19 protein-coding genes and 1 tRNA gene are annotated in these 19721 nt (G+C 65.5%); 14 read left to right on the top strand and 6 right to left on the bottom strand.

From position 1 onward, the window contains the following. Position 1 precedes the first annotated feature (1 nt). Positions 2-451 carry a Fur family transcriptional regulator gene (locus QMA10_RS15320; RefSeq protein WP_290169710.1) on the bottom strand — a complete coding sequence of 150 codons (450 nt, stop codon included), beginning with the start codon at positions 449-451 and terminating at the stop codon, positions 2-4. A gap of 107 nt (positions 452-558) precedes the next feature. On the opposite strand from QMA10_RS15320, the gene QMA10_RS15315 reads away from it, so the two are divergent. Beyond that, complete coding sequence (locus tag QMA10_RS15315) at positions 559-1314, top strand: alpha/beta hydrolase (RefSeq protein ID WP_290169709.1); 756 nt, start codon at positions 559-561, stop codon at positions 1312-1314. Then, positions 1314-2021: an alpha/beta hydrolase gene (locus tag QMA10_RS15310; RefSeq protein WP_290169707.1), complete on the top strand. Its 708-nt coding sequence runs from the start codon at positions 1314-1316 to the stop codon at positions 2019-2021. Before QMA10_RS15315 ends, QMA10_RS15310 begins: the two co-directional genes overlap by 1 nt. On the opposite strand, the gene QMA10_RS15305 is transcribed toward QMA10_RS15310, so the two are convergent. After that, positions 2018-2761 carry an MBL fold metallo-hydrolase gene (locus QMA10_RS15305; protein WP_290169705.1) on the bottom strand — a complete coding sequence of 248 codons (744 nt, stop codon included), beginning with the start codon at positions 2759-2761 and terminating at the stop codon, positions 2018-2020. The genes QMA10_RS15310 and QMA10_RS15305 overlap by 4 nt on opposite strands. Positions 2762-2881: 120 nt before the next feature. On the opposite strand from QMA10_RS15305, the gene QMA10_RS15300 reads away from it, so the two are divergent. From QMA10_RS15300 to QMA10_RS15290, 3 genes are all read left to right on the top strand, one after another. Next, positions 2882-4153, top strand: a complete 1272-nt coding sequence (locus QMA10_RS15300) for an MFS transporter (protein WP_290169703.1) — start codon at positions 2882-2884, stop codon at positions 4151-4153. A gap of 62 nt (positions 4154-4215) precedes the next feature. Beyond that, on the top strand, positions 4216-5088 hold the full coding sequence (gene htpX / locus QMA10_RS15295) for a zinc metalloprotease HtpX (protein ID WP_290169702.1): 873 nt from the start codon (positions 4216-4218) through the stop codon (positions 5086-5088). A gap of 94 nt (positions 5089-5182) precedes the next feature. Continuing rightward, positions 5183-5860 (top strand): histidine phosphatase family protein, encoded by a 678-nt coding sequence (locus tag QMA10_RS15290; protein ID WP_290169699.1) that lies wholly within the window; start codon positions 5183-5185, stop codon positions 5858-5860. 260 nt (positions 5861-6120) lie between these two features. On the opposite strand, the gene QMA10_RS15285 is transcribed toward QMA10_RS15290, so the two are convergent. Further along, the gene (locus QMA10_RS15285; RefSeq protein ID WP_290169697.1) at positions 6121-6612 is read right to left on the bottom strand and encodes a YajQ family cyclic di-GMP-binding protein; all 492 of its coding nucleotides are present in this window, start codon (positions 6610-6612) and stop codon (positions 6121-6123) included. Between the two features lie 127 nt (positions 6613-6739). On the opposite strand from QMA10_RS15285, the gene QMA10_RS15280 reads away from it, so the two are divergent. From QMA10_RS15280 to QMA10_RS15255, 6 genes are all read left to right on the top strand, one after another. After that, a complete protein-coding gene (locus tag QMA10_RS15280) occupies positions 6740-7093 on the top strand; it encodes a hypothetical protein (protein ID WP_290169696.1) in 354 nt (117 codons plus the stop codon). Positions 7094-7215: 122 nt separating this feature from the next. After that, positions 7216-7297: transfer RNA gene (locus QMA10_RS15275), tRNA-Tyr, on the top strand. A 138-nt stretch (positions 7298-7435) separates the two neighbouring features. Next, on the top strand, positions 7436-7834 hold the full coding sequence (gene trxA / locus QMA10_RS15270; protein ID WP_290169693.1) for a thioredoxin: 399 nt from the start codon (positions 7436-7438) through the stop codon (positions 7832-7834). A gap of 256 nt (positions 7835-8090) precedes the next feature. Then, positions 8091-9317 carry a formaldehyde dehydrogenase, glutathione-independent gene (gene fdhA, locus QMA10_RS15265; RefSeq protein ID WP_290169691.1) on the top strand — a complete coding sequence of 409 codons (1227 nt, stop codon included), beginning with the start codon at positions 8091-8093 and terminating at the stop codon, positions 9315-9317. A 225-nt stretch (positions 9318-9542) separates the two neighbouring features. Further along, on the top strand, positions 9543-11204 hold the full coding sequence (locus tag QMA10_RS15260) for an ammonium transporter (RefSeq protein ID WP_290169690.1): 1662 nt from the start codon (positions 9543-9545) through the stop codon (positions 11202-11204). A gap of 72 nt (positions 11205-11276) precedes the next feature. Then, on the top strand, positions 11277-12956 hold the full coding sequence (locus QMA10_RS15255; protein WP_290169688.1) for an AMP-binding protein: 1680 nt from the start codon (positions 11277-11279) through the stop codon (positions 12954-12956). On the opposite strand, the gene QMA10_RS15250 is transcribed toward QMA10_RS15255, so the two are convergent. Next, complete coding sequence (locus QMA10_RS15250; protein WP_290169687.1) at positions 12953-13948, bottom strand: 3-methyladenine DNA glycosylase; 996 nt, start codon at positions 13946-13948, stop codon at positions 12953-12955. The two genes, QMA10_RS15255 and QMA10_RS15250, sit on opposite strands and share 4 nt — an antisense overlap. A 125-nt stretch (positions 13949-14073) precedes the next feature. Between QMA10_RS15250 and QMA10_RS15245 the strand changes: the two genes are divergently transcribed. Together QMA10_RS15245 and QMA10_RS15240 are read left to right on the top strand one after the other, a co-directional pair. Beyond that, complete coding sequence (locus QMA10_RS15245; RefSeq protein WP_290169686.1) at positions 14074-15453, top strand: cystathionine beta-synthase; 1380 nt, start codon at positions 14074-14076, stop codon at positions 15451-15453. 32 nt (positions 15454-15485) lie between these two features. After that, complete coding sequence (locus QMA10_RS15240; protein WP_290169684.1) at positions 15486-16634, top strand: cystathionine gamma-synthase; 1149 nt, start codon at positions 15486-15488, stop codon at positions 16632-16634. Between the two features lie 21 nt (positions 16635-16655). On the opposite strand, the gene QMA10_RS15235 is transcribed toward QMA10_RS15240, so the two are convergent. Both QMA10_RS15235 and QMA10_RS15230 read right to left on the bottom strand, forming a co-directional pair. Beyond that, positions 16656-17099 (bottom strand): hypothetical protein, encoded by a 444-nt coding sequence (locus QMA10_RS15235; protein ID WP_290169682.1) that lies wholly within the window; start codon positions 17097-17099, stop codon positions 16656-16658. Beyond that, entirely contained in the window at positions 17096-18277 is a 1182-nt protein-coding gene (locus QMA10_RS15230) for an amidohydrolase (protein ID WP_290169680.1), read from the bottom strand. Before QMA10_RS15230 ends, QMA10_RS15235 begins: the two co-directional genes overlap by 4 nt. A gap of 127 nt (positions 18278-18404) precedes the next feature. Here QMA10_RS15230 and QMA10_RS15225 point away from each other — a divergent pair, with 127 nt between their 5' ends. Then, positions 18405-19703: a glycosyltransferase 87 family protein gene (locus QMA10_RS15225; protein WP_290169678.1), complete on the top strand. Its 1299-nt coding sequence runs from the start codon at positions 18405-18407 to the stop codon at positions 19701-19703. The last annotated feature ends 18 nt before the right edge of the window (positions 19704-19721 follow it).

Here is a 19721-nt window from a genome sequence, read left to right as displayed (position 1 = left end):
GTCAGGAAGCCTGGTCGGCGCAGTCTGCGCAGAGCCCGCGGTAGAGCACATCCGCAATTTGGATGGTCATTCCGTGGGTGTTCTCCGGCGTCAGGCAGGGCGCGTGCCCCACTGCGCAGTCCACGTCCTCAATCCGTCCGCAACCGGTGCAGATCGCGTGGTGATGGTTGTCATCCACGCGGGTCTCGTAGCGGGCGGGGGAGTGCGGCGGCTCGATCTTCCGCAGCAGCCCGGTCTCCGTCAGGTCCGCGAGGACCACGTAGACCGACTGCAGGCTGATGTCCGGGAGATCCCCGCGTACTGCGGCGGCGACGTCGTCAACCACAGCATGGGGGTGGTGCTCGACGGCGGTGAGGACCGCCAGCCGCTGCTTGGTGACCCGACGGCCGTGGGTGCGCAACTCTTCTGACCACCGTGCGGTGGCCTCAGTGGTAGCTGCTGTCGATGTCATGCCCACAAGCTAACCACTTATTATGAATAATTCATAATAAGACCCGGCGCTGTGCCCGCTAGGGTGGTCTCAGGAGTTAGGACGACGTTCAGCAGCAGGGGAATCTTTTGACAAGCACCAAAGAACAGCCGGGCCTTCAGCGCGTCCGGGCGGGGGAGTACGACGTCGATATCCGCACCTATGGTTCCGGCACCAACCACACTGTGCTGCTGCACGGCATTGGAGCCTCCGGGCGTTACTACTCCCGGCTGGTGGCAGAGCTCGCGAAGGATTCCACGGTGCACACGCTCGAAATGCCGGGCTTCGGTTCGACACCCCAACCGCACCGCAGCCTGGAGATGGAAGACTTTGCCCGCATAAACTGCGATGCGCTGCGGGCTGCCGGGATCGATTCCGCCCAGTGGGTTGGCCATTCCATGGGCTGCCAGGTGGTGACCGAAATGGCGCTGTATGCACCGGATCTCGTCACATCCGTGGTGCTGATGGGGCCCACGATCAACCGCGGGGAACGGCATGCCGTGCTGCAGGGCCTGCGGCTGGCGCAGGACTGCCTGCGGGAACCGCCGCTCGTTAACTGGATCGTCTTCACCGACTACCTGCGGGCCGGCCCCCTCTGGTACCTGCGGACCCTGCCCAAGATGGTGCGGCACCGGCTGGAAGAACGCATCGGCAACGTTGAGGCTCCCGTGACCATTGCCCGCGGTGCGAGGGATCCCATTGTGCCCCTGCGCTGGGTGCGGGAACTGGCTGCGTCCCGTCCCGGCACCCGCATCGTGGAACTGCCCGGGCAGCCGCACGTGTGCATGTATACCGAACCGGCACGGACTGCTGCACTGCTGCGGGCAGCGGCACACCGGCAGTGATGGGGCAACGCCTGCGCGGCTGGGTATGGCTGGGCCGGGCCTGGGCGGCGGATTATGCCTACGTGGGGTTTTGGCAGGTGAACGGGTTCCTGTTCCGCCGGGATCCGTCCGAATACCTGGTGCCGGATCCGCAGGCCGAAGCGGAGGGCCGCCCGGTGGTCCTGATTCCGGGCGTCTACGAGAACTGGCAATTCCTGCGCCCGCTGGCACAGGCGCTGTCTTCCTGGGGCCACCCGGTTCACACGGTGGCGCCGCTGGGCTTCAACCGGGGCCGGATTGACCGGATGGCGGAACTGGTCCGGCAGTATCTCGTGGAGCAGGACCTCAGCAGGGTCATTGTGGTTGCCCACAGCAAGGGCGGGCTCATCGGCAAGCAGCTGATGCTGCTGCCGGAGGGCGCCCGGCGGGTGGATCACATGGTCGCCGTCAATACGCCCTTTTCCGGTTCCGTCTATGCCCGCTTTTTCCTGGTTCCGTCCATCCGGGCCTTTTCGCCGCGCGACAAGCTGCTGCTCCGGCTCCAGGGCAGCAGCGACGTTAATGCGCGCATCACCTCGGTCTTCAGCCGGTTCGACCCCCATATTCCAGGCGGGAGCTTCCTGCAGGGAGCACGGAATATTCGGCTGGACACGATGGGGCACTTTCGCCCCATCGGCGATTCCCGGCTGCTGGATGTGCTCAAGCAGGAAGTGGGGCGCGGTTCCTAGGACGCGCCGCGGGCCAGCGCCTGTTCCACGGCGGCCTCCGCGCCTCCCGTCCAGGGCTCGCCGTGGCCGGTCAGCAGCGTGGCGGCGCCTGTTGCGGACAGCAGTTCCAGGGATCGCAGCGCCTCAGGGCTGCTGGCGGTGGCCGCTCCGGAAACGATCTGCGGTCCCTTGGAACCGGTGTACGGGTTGAGTGTCACGAGGGAATCCCCGCAGATCAGCACGCCCCGGTCCGGATAGTGCAGGGCCACGTGCCCTGCCGTGTGGCCGGGGGTATGGATGACGCGCGGCGTGCCGGGAAGGGCGGCTCCGGTGTCTTCCCCGAGACTGTGTACATCGGTAACACCGCGGACATTCAGTGCTCCCGCCAGGGTCATGGCGCCCAGATAGGGGATTGATGCGGGGTAGCGGACCGGATAGAGGAACCGGTTGTTCTCGTGCTCGTACCGGTAGGGATGGGCGGCTATGTACCGGTCGTCGTCGTGCACCAAAATGGGCGTCCGAAACTCCCGCCGGATTTTGGCAGCAGAACCTACATGGTCGAAATGCGCGTGGGTCAGCACCAGCGCCGACACGGATCCCGGACCGTACCCCAGGTCTCGGACAGCGCGGGAGAGCTCCGGCCATATGCCGGGCAGGCCGGCATCGATGATGGCCAGACCGCCGCCATCCTCCACCAGATAGGTGTTGACGTAGGCGTGCTCGATGCGGTGAATTCCCTCTGCGACATTCCGGGTAAACACATGACCTCCTGCGGGACGACAACGGTTCCCCACCATACTAAGAGTGCTTTCTATTTTCGGGGCAACCCGCCGGACGCGCCCTGCGGCAGGGGCCGGCGGCCTCCGGCTTAGACTGCTCGGGTGCCAAAACTCCTTGCTGACCTGACCCCGCTGCGGGAAAGCCCCGACTTCCGCCGACTCTGGACCGGTACGGCGCTTTCCGCCGTCGGCACTCAGCTGACCCTGGTGGCCGTCAGCCTGGAGGTCTATTCCCTGACCCAGTCGAGTTTCTATGTGGGGCTGCTGGGCCTGGTGGGATTGGTTCCGCTGGTACTGGCAGGGCTCTACGGCGGCTCCGTGGTGGACGCGTATGACCGCCGCAAGGTGGCCTTGTTCTCCTCGGTGCTGCTCTGGCTGTCCACGATCGGGATTGCCGCCCAGGCGTGGGCGGGCCTGGGCAATATTTGGCTGCTCTATGCCCTGGTGGCGGTCAATGCCGGTGCCGGCGGCCTGAATCATCCGGCACGCAGCGCCATCATTCCCCGGCTCGTCCGGCCCGAGCTGCTGCCCGCCGCCAACGCCCTGAGCATGATCACCTTCGGTCTGGCCATGACCATCGGCCCCCTGCTGGCCGGCGTCCTGGTGGCCCGGGTGGGCTACGGCTGGACCTACACCATCGACGTCGTCACCTTCACCGCCGCCATGTGGGCGGTGTACCGGCTGGACCCGATGCCGCCCGTCGGTGAAGTGCAGAGAGCCGGGTTGAAATCTGTCCTGGAGGGCTTCCGCTTCCTGGCCACCCGGCCCAATATCCGCATGACCTTCCTGGTGGACCTGGCGGCCATGGTCATGGCCCAGCCCCGCGCACTGCTGCCCGCCATCGGTGCCGTGCTGCTGGGCGGGGGAGCCACAACGGTGGGAGTGCTGCTGGCGGCCACCGCCGTCGGCGCCTTCCTCGCCGGACTCTTTTCCGGACCCCTGGGCGCAGTGCGGCGGCAGGGCCTGGCGGTGCTCTGGTCTGTGGTGGCATGGGGCCTGTCCGTGTCCGCGTTCGGCGTGGTGGTGGTGATGGCCGGACGGAACGACGGCGCCGAACCCACCGTGTGGCTGATTCCGGCCGCCGTCGCCATGGCGTGTGCGGGCATTGCCGACTCGGTCAGCGGGGTGTTCCGTTCCACCATCCTCCAGTCCGCCACGCCGGATGCCATGCGCGGGCGGCTGCAGGGTGTGTTCGTTGTGGTTGTTGCCGGCGGGCCGCGGCTGGGTGACCTGGTGGCCGGCGTCGATGCCTCCTTCCTGGGTGAAGGATGGGCTGCAGTGATCGGCGGTCTGGTCTGCGTGGCGCTGGTGGGAGTGCTGGCGCGGAACCAGCCGCGTTTCGCCCGGTACGACGCCCGGCACCCCGAGCCCTAGCGGAACAGAGGAGCTCCGTGAAACGTTGATATCGGTGAATCCACTGACGAAAGGACCACTACGTGCATCAACACTTCAACGGATTGAAGACCGCCGCGCTGTTCGGTGTGCTCTTCGCCGTGCTGCTGGGCGTCGGTGCCCTGCTCTCCAGCGGAACCGGCAGTTCCTCCTTCATCTGGATCTTCCTGTTCATCGGGCTGGCCACCACCGCGTACAGCTACTGGAACAGCGACAAGCTGGCCATCCGCGCCATGCGTGCCGTGCCGGTCAGTGAACAGCAGGCGCCGGAGATGTACCGCATTGTGCGCGAGCTGTCCGCCCGGGCAAACCAGCCCATGCCGGCGCTGTACATCTCGCCCACCATGGCGCCCAATGCCTTCGCCACCGGCCGCAACCCGCAGCACGCCGCCGTCTGCTGCACCCAGGGCATCTTGGCCCTGCTCAACGAACGCGAACTGCGCGGAGTCCTGGGCCATGAGCTCATGCACGTTTACAACCGCGACATCCTGACGTCCTCGGTGGCTGCCGCCATTGCCGGCGCAATTACCTCGCTGGGTCAGTTCCTGCTTCTCTTTGGCGGCGGGGACCGCCGCAACGCCAATCCGCTTGCGGCCATTGCCATGGGAATCCTGGCACCGTTTGCCGCCATGCTGATCCAGACGGCGATTGGCCGGACCCGGGAATACGATGCCGATGAGGACGGCGCCAAGCTGACCGATGATCCGCTGGCGCTCGCCTCGGCCCTGCGGAAGCTCGAGACCGGAACGCAGCGCGCACCGCTGCCCAACAATGACCAGAGACTGGTCAACACATCGCACCTGATGATCGCCAATCCGTTCCGGAACGGCGTCCGCGGCCTGCTCGCCACCCATCCGCCCATGGCCGACCGCATCCGCCGGCTGGAAAACATGGCCGGACGTCCGCTCGGTTCCTGACCGTCCTCTGCCGCTGCCGGCGCCGGTCTGGGCTGTCCCTGTCTGCGCCGGCCGGCACCATTGCCGGCCGGCGGGAAAAGGTAGGCTCTCCGGTATGCGTCTCATCCTTATCCGCCATGGTCAGACTCCCTCCAACGAACACCACTTCCTCGATACGGATGTTCCCGGGCCGGGATTGACGGATCTGGGCCTTGCCCAGGCGGCAGCATTGCCGGATGCCCTGTCCGGCGAACCGGTTGACGGCATCTTTGCCTCCAACTTGGTGCGCACCCAGCTCACCGCCGCGCCCTTGGGGGCAGCGCTGGGACTTCCCGTGGAGATCCGCCCCGGGCTGCGGGAGGTCTCCGCCGGCGACCTGGAAATGCGCAACGACCGCGAGGCGATCATCGCCTATTTGAAGACCGTGTACAGCTGGGTCAAGGGAGACCTGGGCGTGCACATGCCGGGCGGGCCGGACGGCCACGAAACGTTTGCGCGGTTTGATGCCGTGATCGACGAACTGCAGGCCGCCGGATTGAAAAATCCCGTGGTGGTCAGCCACGGCGCTATGATCCGCGCCTGGTGCACGGCCCGTGCCGAAAACACCGAGCCTGACTTCATCGTGGAGAACGCGCTGAGCAACACCGGGGTAGCGGTGATGGAATCGGGCGGCAGCGGCAGCGGCATGCGGGGCTCGTGGAAGCTGCTCACCTGGATGGGCGAGGCAGTGGGAGGCCGCGCACTGCGAGACTACGGCGAGGACGGCCCTGCGGGCGAAGATGTGAAGCTTTAGGCGCAAACAGGCGCACAGACCGTCCTTAGTACAGATAGTCCTTAGTACAGATTGTCCTTAGTACAGATAAAGGGGCCTACGGGAATTTCCTAGTACAGATATGGGGCTTATCCGGAGCTTTTAGGCCCGTTATCTGTTCAAGCTACGGGGGGCTGGCCGGCCCAAACGACGACGGCGCCGCATCCCGGAAGGGGAGCGGCGCCGTCGTTGTGCTGTCAATGGTCCGTCAGCTGCCGAACAGCTGCGCGGCGGGGGAAGGCCTAGCGGTAGTTGATGAACTGCAGGTCAACGTCCAGATCGGCGCCCTTGAGCAGCGCCATGGTGGCCTGCAGGTCGTCGCGGGACTTGGAGGTCACACGCAGTTCGTCGCCCTGGATGCGGGAGTTGACGCCCTTGGGGCCTTCGTCGCGGATGATCTTGTTGATCTTCTTGGCCTGGTCCTGGGCGATGCCTTCCTTCATGGAGGCTTCAATCCGGTATTCCTTGCCGGAGGCGAAGGGCTCGCCGGCGTCCAGTGATTTCAGCGAAATACCGCGCTTGACGAGCTTGGACTGGAGGACATCTAGCACGGCCTTGACGCGTTCCTCGGAGTTGGCCTTCATGAGGATCTTCTCGCCGCTGAAGTCCACCTCGGCGCCTACACCCTTGAAGTCGTAGCGCTGGGACAGTTCCTTCTGCGCCTGGTTCAGGGCGTTGGCAACTTCCTGTTTGTCGATCTTGCTCACAACATCAAATGATGACTCGCTGGCCATGTGCGCTCCTTGCAGTAGTTTTTCTCCTGCATCCAGCCTAGTAGGTCCGGGCATCCGTGGCAGCCCTCACAGGCTGCGCCCAGCTTTTCCCGGGATTGGTCCCATCTTGCCGGGGGACAGTAGCGGGGTGGACAACACCAACACTCCGTCCGAACCCCGTCCCCGGCGAAGCCAGATGGGCAGGCTGCGCACCGCTGCGGCAGGGTCCGTGCTGGCTGCGGTTTCCATTACGGGTGTGGGGGCTGCCGCGGCCCCTGCCCAAGCGTCGGAGCTGCGGTCATTCCTTACACCGGTGGAAGGGTTGGGTGCAGCGGTTGCAGGCGCAGATGAGGAAATCTCAGCCCCGCGCGACTCAGCTGAGCGCCGGCTGACGGGTATCCGGGAAGACTTGGCCAACGCCGTCGCGTGGGGCTCCGTAAGCCAGGCACAGGCTGATGCCTTCTACGCACAGATGCAGTCACGGATTGCCCGCGGCCTCTAGGCCGGAGCGTCTTCCGGGCGGGGTAAAAACCAATTCCGGCCGCCGATTCGTATCTTGGGCAAAAGTTCTGTAAAGTTGTTTAGGCCGCAGTCGCTTGCGGCAGTCTTCTCACGAAGATGTTCGGCAGATTACCCGAGCGGCCAAAGGGGGCTGACTGTAAATCAGCTGGCAACGCCTTCACTGGTTCGAATCCAGTATCTGCCACCGAACGGGAAGAACCCGCTCCGCCAGGAAACTGGCCGGGGCGGGTTTTTTCTTTCCCGGGAACGGCCCCGCGCTGCCGCCTTCACCGCTGAGCGAACAACTGCAGACATCTCCGCGTGCCCCGGATAGCGTTGGAGAATGGCAACTATCGACATCACTGAGGCAACGTTCCCCGAAACCATTGAGGAAAACGACATTGTGTTCGTTGACTTCTGGGCGGACTGGTGCGGCCCCTGCAAGCAGTTCGCACCGGTGTACGACGCCGTGTCCCAGAAGCACGAGGACATCACCTTTGCGAAGGTGGACACCGAAAAGGAGCAGGGCCTGGCTGCCGCTGCCGGCATCACCTCCATCCCCACGCTGATGGCTTTCCGCGAAAAGGTCCTGGTCTTCTCGCAGCCCGGTGCACTCAACGCCTCCCAGTTCAGCGAACTGGTGGATGCGGTCAAGGGACTGGACATGAAAGCCGTTCACGAGCAGATCGCGGCACAGGAAAACGGACAGGCAGCCGCCGGGTCCGAAGGACAGACCAACTAGCCTCCCGCTCCAGCCGCCAAACAGCGGCACAGACTTCACGCACCGCGGAGGTTCCCCGCAAGGGGAGCCTCCGCGGTGCGCTTTAAGTGCGGAAGGGAGGGCTGCACGGGGTTGCGCCGCGGACCGTGGTCACTCTGGCGCAGGCCGCCGTCCCGGGCTAGGGTCAGATATCCCGCGGTTGGCCCCGCTCCGGTTCACGGCGCAGGGCGTTTAACCCCGGGTCCGTATCAACGACGATAAGGCGAGGGAAAAACCCATGAGCACAAACCGCGGAGTTGCTTACATAGAACCGGGTGTCGTGGAAGTACAGGACATCGACTATCCAACCTTTGAACTCCGGGACGGACCCGGGGTCAACCCTGCCAATGTTGGCCGGAAGGTGCCCCACGGGGCCATCCTCAAGGTAGTGACCTCCAATATCTGCGGATCGGACCAGCACATGGTCCGCGGCCGCACCACCGCCCCGCCCAATCTGATCCTGGGACATGAGATCACCGGTGAAATCGTGGAAACCGGCCCGGACGTGGAATTTCACTCCGTGGGAGACCTGGTGTCGGTGCCCTTCAATATTTCCTGCGGCCGCTGCAAGAACTGCAAGGAGCGGAAGACCGGCATCTGCCTGAACGTGAATCCGGACCGGCCCGGCAGCGCCTACGGCTATGTGGACATGGGCGGCTGGGTGGGCGGACAGTCCGAGTATGTACTTGTTCCGTACGCGGACTGGAACCTGCTGCGCTTCCCGGACAAGGACCAGGCGATGGAGAAAATCCTGGACCTGACCATGCTCTCCGACATCTTCCCCACCGGCTATCACGGGGCAGTCACCGCGGGGGTGGGCGTCGGATCCACGGTGTACATCGCCGGTGCCGGTCCGGTGGGTCTGGCCGCAGCTGCCGGAGCGCAGCTGCTGGGGGCCGCCGTCGTGATTGTCGGTGACCTGAACAAGGACCGCCTGGCACAGGCCCGCAGCTTTGGCTGCGAAACGGTGGACGTGTCCCTGGGCGACCCCAAGGACCAGATTGAACAGCTCCTGGGCGTTCCCGAAGTGGACTGCGCCGTGGACGCAGTGGGGTTCGAGGCACGCGGCCACGGCCACGGCTCGGCCACGGAGGCACCGGCCACTGTGCTGAACTCACTGATGGACATCACCGCTGCCGGCGGGGCCCTGGGCATTCCCGGGCTGTACGTCACCGGTGACCCGGGCGGAGTGGACGAGGCTGCGCAGAAGGGGTCACTGAGCCTTGATCTGGGCACCGGGTGGGCCAAATCGCTGTCCTTTACCACGGGCCAGTGCCCGGTGATGAAGTACAACCGGGAGCTGATGATGGCGATCCTGCATGACAAGGTCCAGATAGCCAAGGCCGTCAACGCCACGCCCATCAGCCTGGAACAGGCGCCGGAGTCCTACCGTGAATTCGATTCCGGGGTGGCCCGCAAATACGTCATCGATCCGCACGGGATGGTGGGCGCCAAGACGTCCTGACCACAGCATAGACAGCCCAAAGGGCCGGGACCGGAAACGGTTTCGGCCCTTTGAGCGCGTGGAGGTGCCTGTTCTCTTCTTATGGGTTTGGGCACGGAAGTAAGCTCGTAGCCCCGGTTGCCCGCTGTGGCAGCGGTGGGCCGGGACGCACCATCCACCCTTATGCAGAGCCGGAAACGGGGATGTCATGGCCACGTGCACTCTTGCCGCCCGATACGCCCTCCAGTGGCACTCAACACCCGGGAACAACCGCATCCCGGGATCCTGCACACAGGGCAGCCGGCTGTGAACGGGGCGGATACCGCCTGGGTCCTGATCTGCGCGGGCCTGGTTCTGTTCATGGTTCCCGGGCTGGCTCTCTTCTACGGCGGAATGGTCCCGGTCCGCAACGTCCTGACCATGATGATGCAGAACATCATCCCGCTGGGCATCATCACAGTCACCTGGGTGCTGGTGGGGTACACCCTGGCGTTCAGCAACAAGGGCAACTCGCTGGTGGGGGAGTTCGATGCCCTGGCGTTGATCGACGTGGAGACGCCCCAGTTCCATACCGTTGCCGCGGGCGTAACGATCCCGGCCCTGGCCTTTGTTGCCTACCAGATGATGTTTGCCATCATCACACCGGCGCTGCTGACCGGAGCGACGGCGGGACGGCTGAAGTTCGCCGGCTGGACCGTCTTCCTGGCCGCGTGGTCCATCCTGGTTTATCCCCAGGCGGCCAGGTGGCTGTGGCATCCCAAGGGGTGGCTGGTTCAGCTCGGTGCCCAGGACTGGGCCGGCGGGATGGTGGTGCACGCCTCGGCAGGAGCCGCCGCCATCGCTGTGCTCCTGGTGGTAGGGCGGCGCCGCGGCTGGCCCAACCTCAAGACTTCGCCCAACAACCTGCCGTTGATGCTCGTGGGCGGCGGCATCCTGTGGTTCGGCTGGTTTGGATTCAACGCCGGAGACGGACTCCAGGCCAACGACATCGCAGCCCAGGCCCTGATCAACACGCACGTGGCCGGCGGGGCCGCCATGCTGACCTGGCTGCTGGTGGAACGCCTGACCAGCGGCCACTCCACCCTCGTGGGCGCGGTCTCCGGGGCGGTGGCCGGACTGGCCACGATCACCCCATGCGCAGGATTTGTCAGCACAGGCGGGGCGCTCCTGATCGGCCTGATTGCCGGCTGCGTCTGCTGTTTCGCGGTGGGGCTCAAGCACAGGCTGCGCTATGACGACGCCCTGGACGTGATCGCCGTCCACTTTGTGGGCGGCGTGCTGGGATCCTTCCTGCTCGGCTTCTTCGCGGACAGCTCAGTGAACGCCGTCAGCGACGACGGGCTCTTCAACGGCGGCGGAGGACTGCTGCTCTGGCATCAGGTGGTGGCCATTGTCTGCGTGGTCCTGTTCTCCTTCACCCTGAGTTGGATCATCGCCGCGATCATCAGCCGCAGCATGGGACTGCGCGAGCCCGGCCCGGAACAGGACGATTTGGACCAGGTCCAGCAGGGAGCTTCCGGTTATGCGCTCAGCGGGATCACCTCACGTCCCACCACGCGGGGACGGGGCTCCGATATGACCTCGACGGCCGAAGACGGCACTCGCCGCCCTTCCGGCATCCCGGACTATGTGCTCAGCGCGCTCGTTAATACCGACCGCATCGACGGCCTCCGTGATGCCCTGCTGCTGGCAGGCGCGCGGTCCCTGGAACTGTCAGACTCCGCGGTGTACTCGGACAGGCTCCGCACGGAGACCTTCCGCGGCAACCAGCGGAAAATGGATTTCGAGGACCGGCTGCGCGCACAGGTGGCCGTTGACAGCGAGCACGAGGAAGCCGTGGTGGCAGTGCTGAAACGCTTCGGTGCGGGGCCGTCGTCCATTTACCGATTAACGATTACGCCCTACTAGCCCTTCGCAGGCGGGGCAAGTCTTGGTAGCGTTCGGGGCAGTCATTGCCCCGCAGCCGAAGGAGTCTGTGCCTTGCCCTCTTACGCCGCTTCACCCTTTCCCGCCCCGCTCCTGAACGAAACCATCGGAGCCAACCTGGAGCGGAACGCCAGCCGCTTTCCGGACGCCGACGCGCTGATCGATGTCCCCACGGGGCGGTCCTGGACGTATGCGGAATTCAACCGCGATGTCGATGACCTCGCCGCGGGACTCCTGGCGCGGGGCGTCCGGGCGGGGGACCGGGTGGGAATCTGGTCGCCGAACTGTGCTGAATGGACCCTTCTTCAATATGCGACGGCGAAGGCCGGGGCTGTGCTGGTGAACGTCAATCCTGCGTACCGGCAGAGTGAACTCGATTTTGTCGTGAATCAAAGCGGCATGCGGATGCTGTTCACTGCACCCGGGGATCCCCGCAATGATTACGAGGTCATGGCCCGCAACGCACAGCAGCAGGCGGACTTACTCGACGTCGTTTACCTGGCCGGGGCGGGGACCGACGGCTTGGCCGCCCTCGCAGCGGATGGTCGCCGAGCCGCCGCAGGCACTCCGGACGGGGGCGGTCCCGTGGCAGAGCGGATGGCCACACTGCAGCCCGGGGATCCCATCAATATCCAATACACCTCCGGCACCACCGGTTTTCCCAAGGGCGCCACACTGACACACTCCAACATCCTCAATAACGGATACTTCATCGGAGAGCTCCTGGGCTACACGGAAAAAGACCGGGTGGTGCTGCCGGTCCCGTTCTACCATTGCTTCGGGATGGTCATCGGAAACCTGGCCGCCCTGTCCCACGGCGCCGCCACCATCATCCCGTCCCGAACGTTCGACGCCGCCGCGGCGCTGGAGGCTGTCCAGAGCCGGCAGGCAACCTCCCTGTACGGGGTGCCCACCATGTTCATTGCCGAACTGGGACTGGAAGACTTTGACCGGTATGACCTCTCCTCCCTGCGCACCGGAGTGATGGCCGGGTCCCCCTGCCCCGAGGAAATCATGAAGCGGGTCATCAGGGACATGAATATGGCGGAAGTGGCCATTTGCTACGGAATGACTGAAACCTCCCCGGTATCCACTATGACCCGCCGCGGGGATTCACTGGAACGCCGGACCCGCACCGTGGGGCGGACCATGCCCCACCTGGAGAACCAGGTGGTGGATCCCGGGACCGGACGCCCCGTTCCGTTCGGAGAAATCGGCGAGCTGTGCACCCGCGGCTACAGCGTGATGGCCGGGTACTGGAATGAGCCGGAGAAGACCGCCGAAGCGGTCGACTCCGAGGGATGGATGCACACCGGGGACCTGGCCCGGATGGACGAGGAAGGCTACGTCAGCATCGAGGGGCGGATCAAGGATATGGTCATCCGCGGCGGGGAGAACATCTATCCGCGTGAGATCGAGGAGTTCCTCTACTCCCATCCCTCCATCTCGGACGTCCAGGTCATCGGCATCCCGGATGAGCGCTACGGAGAGGAACTGATGGCGTGCATCATCGCGGTTCCCGGCGCACCGGAACCGGACGCCGCGTCCATTGCCGAGTTCTGCCGGGGGAAGCTGGCGCACTACAAGATTCCCCGCTATGTACAGGTGAGGAGCAGCTTTCCCATGACGGTGTCTGGAAAGATCCGAAAGGTGCAGATGCGCGAGGAAGTGGTGGAACAGCTGGTTCCGGCGACGGAGCTTCCGGCCCCGCCCGCCGGGAAATCCGTGTTCTAACGGCCGCGGTGGTCCTCCGGCGCCAGCCGGGGCCCGAAGGCCTGCTTCCGGAAGCCGCTGAGCACCAGCAGCCGCACGATGCGCTGCCTGTGGCCCCGCCATGGCTCCAGCAGCGCCACCATCCCGGCGTCGTCCGTCCGGCGTCCGGTCAGCGCCTCGCCCACGAACGCTGCCAGGTGGTAGTCGCCTACGGACACTGAGTCCGGGGCGCCGTGGGTGCGCTGGCTGATTTCCGCGGCGCTCCAGGGGCCGATGCCGGGGACCGAGCACAGCCGTGACGTCAGGTCCGTGCCGAGCGGAACTCCGGACAGCCGTTCCAGGCCGGAAGCCACCCCGCACGCCCTTAGGATGGTGCCGGAGCGGTGGGAATCCACCCGGGCACGGTGCCACTCCCAGCTGGGAACCCGGCGCCAGGTTTCGGCGCGGGGCGGAACTTTCATACCGGCGGGTGCCGGTCCCGGAGCATCGGCACCGTATTTGGTCACCAGATACCGCCATGCGTAGTAGGCCTCCATGGCGGTGACCTTCTGTTCCAGAATGACGGGAACAATGCTGTCCAGCATCCGGCCCGTGCTGGGCAAACGCAGACCGGGATTCCGGCGCCGGGTTTCCGCCACTGCGGGAGGCAGGGCCGCGGCGAACCCGGGGTCGTCAAAGGCCGTCCAGTCATCACGTTCCCCGAGCAGCGCCGGTACACCGGCCAGCGCCGCCCCGGCACCCGGACCCCAGGCCCGGGCCAGCACGCGTGAGCCCGGTGCCGGGGCGGGCTGCTCGCTGAGTGCCAGCGTGGCATTCCCCTCCGGCGTCGAAAAGGCCAACCACGCCGCCCCGGGGCCAATCCGCACCGCCGGATCCTTTCGGCCGTGGGCCAGGATACCCAGCGACTGTGCCAGGCTCAACGGCCGGTCCGACTCCCAGAGCATGGAGAGCGGCCCGGCTCCGGAGCGGGCGCCGGTTCCCGCAGGGGCGGAAGCCGGTACGGAGAAGGACATATCTCCATGGTTGCACGCAGCTCTGACAGGCCGGGGCCGGGGAAGGGTCCGGGCGGTGTGGCTTTTGCTACGCCGGGTTCCGGCGAAAGCTGGACCCGTGGAAGCGAACCAGTAACGTGTTGCACATGAAGTTTGCAGATACTGTCCTGGACCTGATCGGCAAGACCCCGCTGGTGAAGCTGCACCATGTCACCGAGGGCATCGCGGCCACGGTGCTGGTGAAGCTGGAATACCTGAACCCGGGCGGATCCATCAAGGACCGCATCGCGGTCCGGATGATTGAGACCGCTGAACGGGAAGGCAAACTGAAGCCCGGCGGTACCATCATTGAGCCCACCAGCGGCAACACCGGCGTCGGCCTGGCTTTGGTGGCACAGCAAAAGGGATACCGCTGCATCTTCGTCACACCGGACAAAGTGGGGCTGGAAAAGCGGGATGTGCTGCGCGCCTACGGTGCCGAGGTGGTGGTGACACCCACCGCCGTGGCACCCGACAGCCCCGACTCCTATTACGGAGTCTCCGACCGCCTGGTCCGGGAAATCCCAGGAGCCTACAAGCCGGACCAGTTCTCCAATCCCTCCGCGCCCCAAAGCCATTACGAATCGACCGGGCCGGAGATCTGGACGGATACCGACGGCTTGGTCACCCACTTCGTTGCCGGTGCCGGCACCGGGGGCACCATTACGGGCACCGGCCGGTACCTCAAGGACATTTCCGCGGACCGTCCCTCCGGTCCCGTCCGCGTCATCGCCGCTGATCCCGAGGGATCGGTGTACTCCGGCGGTACAGGGCGCCCCTACTTCGTGGAGGGCGTGGGCGAGGATATGTGGCCGGGCAACTATGACCCGTCCGTCCCCGACGAGGTGATTCCCGTGAACGACGCCGAGTCCTTCGCCATGACCCGCCGGCTCGCCCGGGAAGAAGGCCTGCTGGTGGGCGGATCCTCCGGCATGGCAGTAGTGGCCGCCCTGCGCGCCGCCAGGGACCTGGGACCCGACGACGTTGTGGTGGTGGTGCTGCCGGACAGCGGCCGCGGCTACATGGGCAAGATCTTCAACGATGAGTGGATGCGCTCCTACGGTTTCCTGCAGGGTGCGGAACAGGAAGCCTCCGTGCACCGCGTCCTCGCGGCCAAGGACGGCTCGCTGCCGGACCTGGTGCATACCCATCCCAACGAAACGGTCCTGGATGCCATCAACATCCTGAACGAGTACGGCGTTTCCTGCATCCCGGTCCTGTCGCAGGAACCGCCGGTGCGCATCGGCGAGGTCCTCGGATCGGTCGACGAGCGCTCGCTGACGGAGAAGCTGTTCCGCGGCGAGGCCAAGCCCACGGACAGCATCCGCGAGCACATGGGACCGCAGCTGCCCATGGTCGGCACCGGTGACTCGGTGGCCGCCGCCAAGGAAAAACTGCAGGAGAACGACGCCGTCATGGTCACCTCGGAAGGTGCGCCCGTGGGAATACTCACGCGGCATGACCTGCTGTCCTACTTGAGCGCCTAACCGACATCCATCCTGAAGCAAGGGAGTAAACCATGAGCGAAGGCTTCAACACCCGCGCCATCCATGCGGGCCAGGCCCCCGACCCCGCCACGGGCGCGGTCATTCCGCCGCTGTACCAGAGCACCACCTACGCCCAGGACGGCATTGGCGGACTGCGCAACGGCTATGAGTACGGCCGCGGCACCAACCCCACCCGCGATGCGCTGCAGGATCAGCTGGCCGCACTGGAAGGCGGCGCCCACGCGTACTCCTTCAGCTCCGGCCTGGCCGCCGAGGACGCCCTGATCCGCGCCCTTCTGGCCCCCGGGGACCACATCGTGCTCGGCAACGATGCCTACGGCGGCACCTACCGGCTGATCAACAGGGTCCTGTCGGCCTGGGGCATCACCAACACCGCAGTGGACATGTCCGACACCACCGCCCTCACCGCCGCCATCGCGGCAGGCAACACCAAAATGGTGTGGCTGGAAACGCCGTCGAACCCCATGATGAAGATTTCCGACATCGCCGCCGTCGCACAGGCAGCGCACGGCGCCGGGGCCTGGCTGGTTGTCGACAACACCTTTGCCTCCCCGTACCTTCAGCAGCCGCTGGCCCTGGGCGCGGACATCGTGGTGCACTCCACCACCAAATACATTGGAGGTCACTCCGATGCGGTGGGCGGCGCGGTCATCCTGAACGACGACGACGCCGCCGAGAAGATCGGCTTCATCCAGTTTGCTGTCGGCGCGGTGTCCGCTCCGATGGAAGCCTGGCTGACCACCCGCGGGCTGAAGACCCTGGGCGTGCGGATGGACCGGCATTCCTCCAACGCCATGGCTGTGGCCAAATGGTTGAAGGATCAGCCGGCCGTGGAAAACGTGCTGTATCCGGGGCTGGAGGATCACCCCGGACATGATCTGGCCAAGGCCCAGATGAAGGATTTCGGCGGCATGGTCTCGGTGTCCTTCAAGGGCGGCGAGGCAGCAGCCCGGAAGGTGGCCGAATCCACCCGCGTGTTCACGCTCGCTGAGTCCCTGGGCGGGGTCGAGTCGCTGATGAACTACCCGTCGGAGATGACGCACGCGTCGGTCAAGGGCACCGAGCTTGCCGTTCCGGAGAACCTGCTGCGGCTTTCGGTGGGCATCGAGGATCTCGAAGACCTGATCGCGGACCTGGAGCAGGCATTGGGCCGGCTGTAGGAAGTCCGGAGACCCGCAGCCCTAGGGCCGCCGCCGGCCCGGCAGCCGGCGGCGGGCCTTCGGATCGCGTGCCTGGAAGAATCTGCTGCTTTGCGGCAGCCACAGCAGCAGTACACAGAGCAGCAGGACGGCTCCGAGGGCGATGAGTGCCGGGCCGCGGAACAGCAGCGGTATCCCGACAATCATGCCCACGGTCGTGAGTGTTTCGCGTGCGCTGCGTTTGCCGGTCCGCAGGCGCAGCGCATAAAACCCGATCACCAGCGCCACAGACAAGGTCACCAGCCCCAAGCTGGTGAGCGCGGCGCCGTCGCGGTGCTGGGTCTGCGCTGAGGTGATGAAGGAAACCCCCGCCACGGCCACCAGAACGGCGGCGGCCAGCCATGCTCCAAACGCGGCGCGGATAATCCCGGGCAGGGGAGGGCGGGGACTGCCCGGAGCAGGTGTGCGGGCTGCGGGTCTGATCACTGCCGGCCGGCCACCACGGGCGTACGGGTCTCGGCGTCGTAGCGGTACACCTCGCGTCCGCCGATCCACACGGTCATCGCCCGCTGCATGACATCCAGCGGATCTCCGCTCCAGAGCACCACATCGGCGTCCTTACCCGGTTCCAGCGATCCGATGCGGTCTGCCAGGCCCAGGACCTTGGCGGGATTGATGGTGACCGAACGCAGGGCTGTCTCGGGATCCAGTCCTTCCTTCACCGCCAGCGCCGCCTGATAGATCAGGAAGTTGATCGGAACCACCGGATGGTCGGTGATGATGGAGATTTCCACCCCGGCCTCGGCCAGCTTGCCGGGATTTTCCAGGCTCCGCCGGCGCAGCTCCACCTTGGAACGGGTGGTAAACAGCGGGCCGATCAGCACCGGTACCCCGCGCTCGGCCAGGATGTCGGCCAGCAGATGGGCCTCGGTGCCGTGGTCCAGGACCAGGTCATAGCCGAACTCGTCGGCCAGCCGGAGGGCCGTGCCAATGTCGTCGGCACGGTGGGCGTGCTGGCGCCACGGGATTTCCCGGCGCAGCACCATGGCGAGGGCTTCGAGCTGGGGGTCGCGGTCGTCGTCGTCGTTCTTTCCCATGTGGTTCTGCGCATCCATGAACGCCTTGCGGATGACCAGCGCCGTGCCCAGGCGGGTGGACGGGGTCTGCTTCTTGTCGTTGTAGACCCGCTTGGGATTCTCGCCGAGGGCGGACTTCAGGCCGCTGGGGGAGCGCAGGACCATTTCCTCCACGTAACGGCCGTGCGTGTGCAGGGCCACGGCCAGACCGCCGATCGGGTTGCCTGATCCGGGGTTGATGTTTACGGCGGTGACTCCTCCGGCGAGCGCATCATCGAAACCCAGATCGTGCGGGTTGACGCCGTCGATGGCGCGGACTCCGGCCATCACGGGATCCGTCATCTCGTTCGTGTCGTTGCCTTCCCAGCCCTCACCCTCTTCATGGACGCCGAGATGCGTGTGCGCGTCAATGAGGCCGGGCAGCAGCCACCCGCCGCCGGCGTCGATCACCCGTGCGTCCTCCGGAACGGTGACATCCGGTCCAAGCTCCCGGATCCTGCCCTCTTCCAGCAAAACCGTGCCGTCAAACGGCGGCGCGGTGACGGGAACAACGCGGGCATTAACGATGGCCAAAAGCGGTGCGGACATGAGCAACCTTCCGAAGGTGGATTGACTGCGCCCAGCCTATCCTGTGCCCCGGACAGTTCACCGACGGGCGGCCCCCGGTAGACTAGCGAGCGTTAATACGTCAGTTGGCTGTAGTGCAGGGAGAATCATGGGCCTGAAGACCCGATCCGGAATGGCCCGGCTGGCTGTAACCCTGGCGGCACTGGTCGCCGCAGCACTCATGATCACGGCAGCCTTTGTGATTTCACCCCGGCACGGGCTGGATTTCAGCGTGTACCTGACCGGCGGGCAGAGCGTCATCGACGCCGGAGGCCAGCTCTACACCAAGGAAGTGCAGTACCGCGAGGGCAGCAGTCTCCTGTTCACATATCCACCCTTTTCAGCGCTCCTCTTTGCCGTTCTGGCGCCGTTCGGGCAAAGCCTCGGACTCAATATTTTCACCGCAATTTCGCTGCTGATCGCCGCAGCCACTGCCGTGCTGGGTGTTGCCTATGCCTCCCGGCAGCCGGGAGTGCGCGCCGTCCTGAAGCACCAGTGGCTGCGCCCGCTGGCCCTGGCCGGCATTGGTTTCGTTGTCCTGCTGGGGCCCTGGCGGGAAACCCTGGCGTTTGGGCAGATCAATATCCTGCTGTTCGGGCTGATTATGGCGGACTTCCTGATCAAACGGGACACCTGGCCCACCGGGCTGCTGACCGGCGTCGCCGCTGGCCTGAAACTCACGCCGCTGGTGTTCGGGCTGTATTACCTGGCGCGGGGAGACTGGCGCGGCCTGCGCAACATGACCTTCGGCTTCCTGGCCACCTTCGGGCTGGGCTTCTTGATTCTGCCCCGGGAATCACGCACGTATTGGGCCGAGCTGCTGCCCGACACCTCCCGCATCGGCGGCGCCGGATACGTGGACAACCTGGGCATCAAGGGCGCCATCCTGCACTTCACCGGACCTGACTTCCCCGTGGACCTGCCCTGGCTGCTGCTGTCCCTGCTGATGACTGCCGCCGCGGCCGTCATCATCAGGCTCGCGGGCAACCGCGGAGACCTGGTCACCGCCCTGTCGGCAACCGCGCTCCTGATGCTGCTGATCTCACCGGTTTCCTGGTCCCACCACTGGGTGTGGGTGGCTCTCTTCATCCCGGTCCTCTGGCGGAACATCGCGGACTTTACGCAGCCCGGAACAGGGGTGCGCATCTGGGGCAAGGTCCTGCTGGGCTCGTCCTTTGTCGTTTTCCTGCTTTCGCCCAAGGCCATCGGGTGGCTTATGGGGGCGCCGGACCTCGATTCCCAGCTGCCCGAGGCGTGGCTCATGGCCTCCAGTGCAGGTGTCTTCTGGGGAGTGGGACTGATGGTCTGGTGGCTGGCGGCACTGTGGAAGAGCCGGCCGCAGCGCTGGTGGAAACAGCCCGTAACAGAACAGGTCCTGCCGGCTCCGCTTAAGAATGTTCACCCGTAGTTACAGGTCTCTTTCCAT

Origin of the sequence: Arthrobacter sp. APC 3897 (genome assembly GCF_030407495.1) — a bacterium.
Taxonomy (GTDB): Bacteria; Actinomycetota; Actinomycetes; order Actinomycetales; family Micrococcaceae; genus Arthrobacter_B.
Note: the sequence above shows the minus strand (reverse complement) of the source record. Positions and strands in the feature narration are given on the sequence as shown.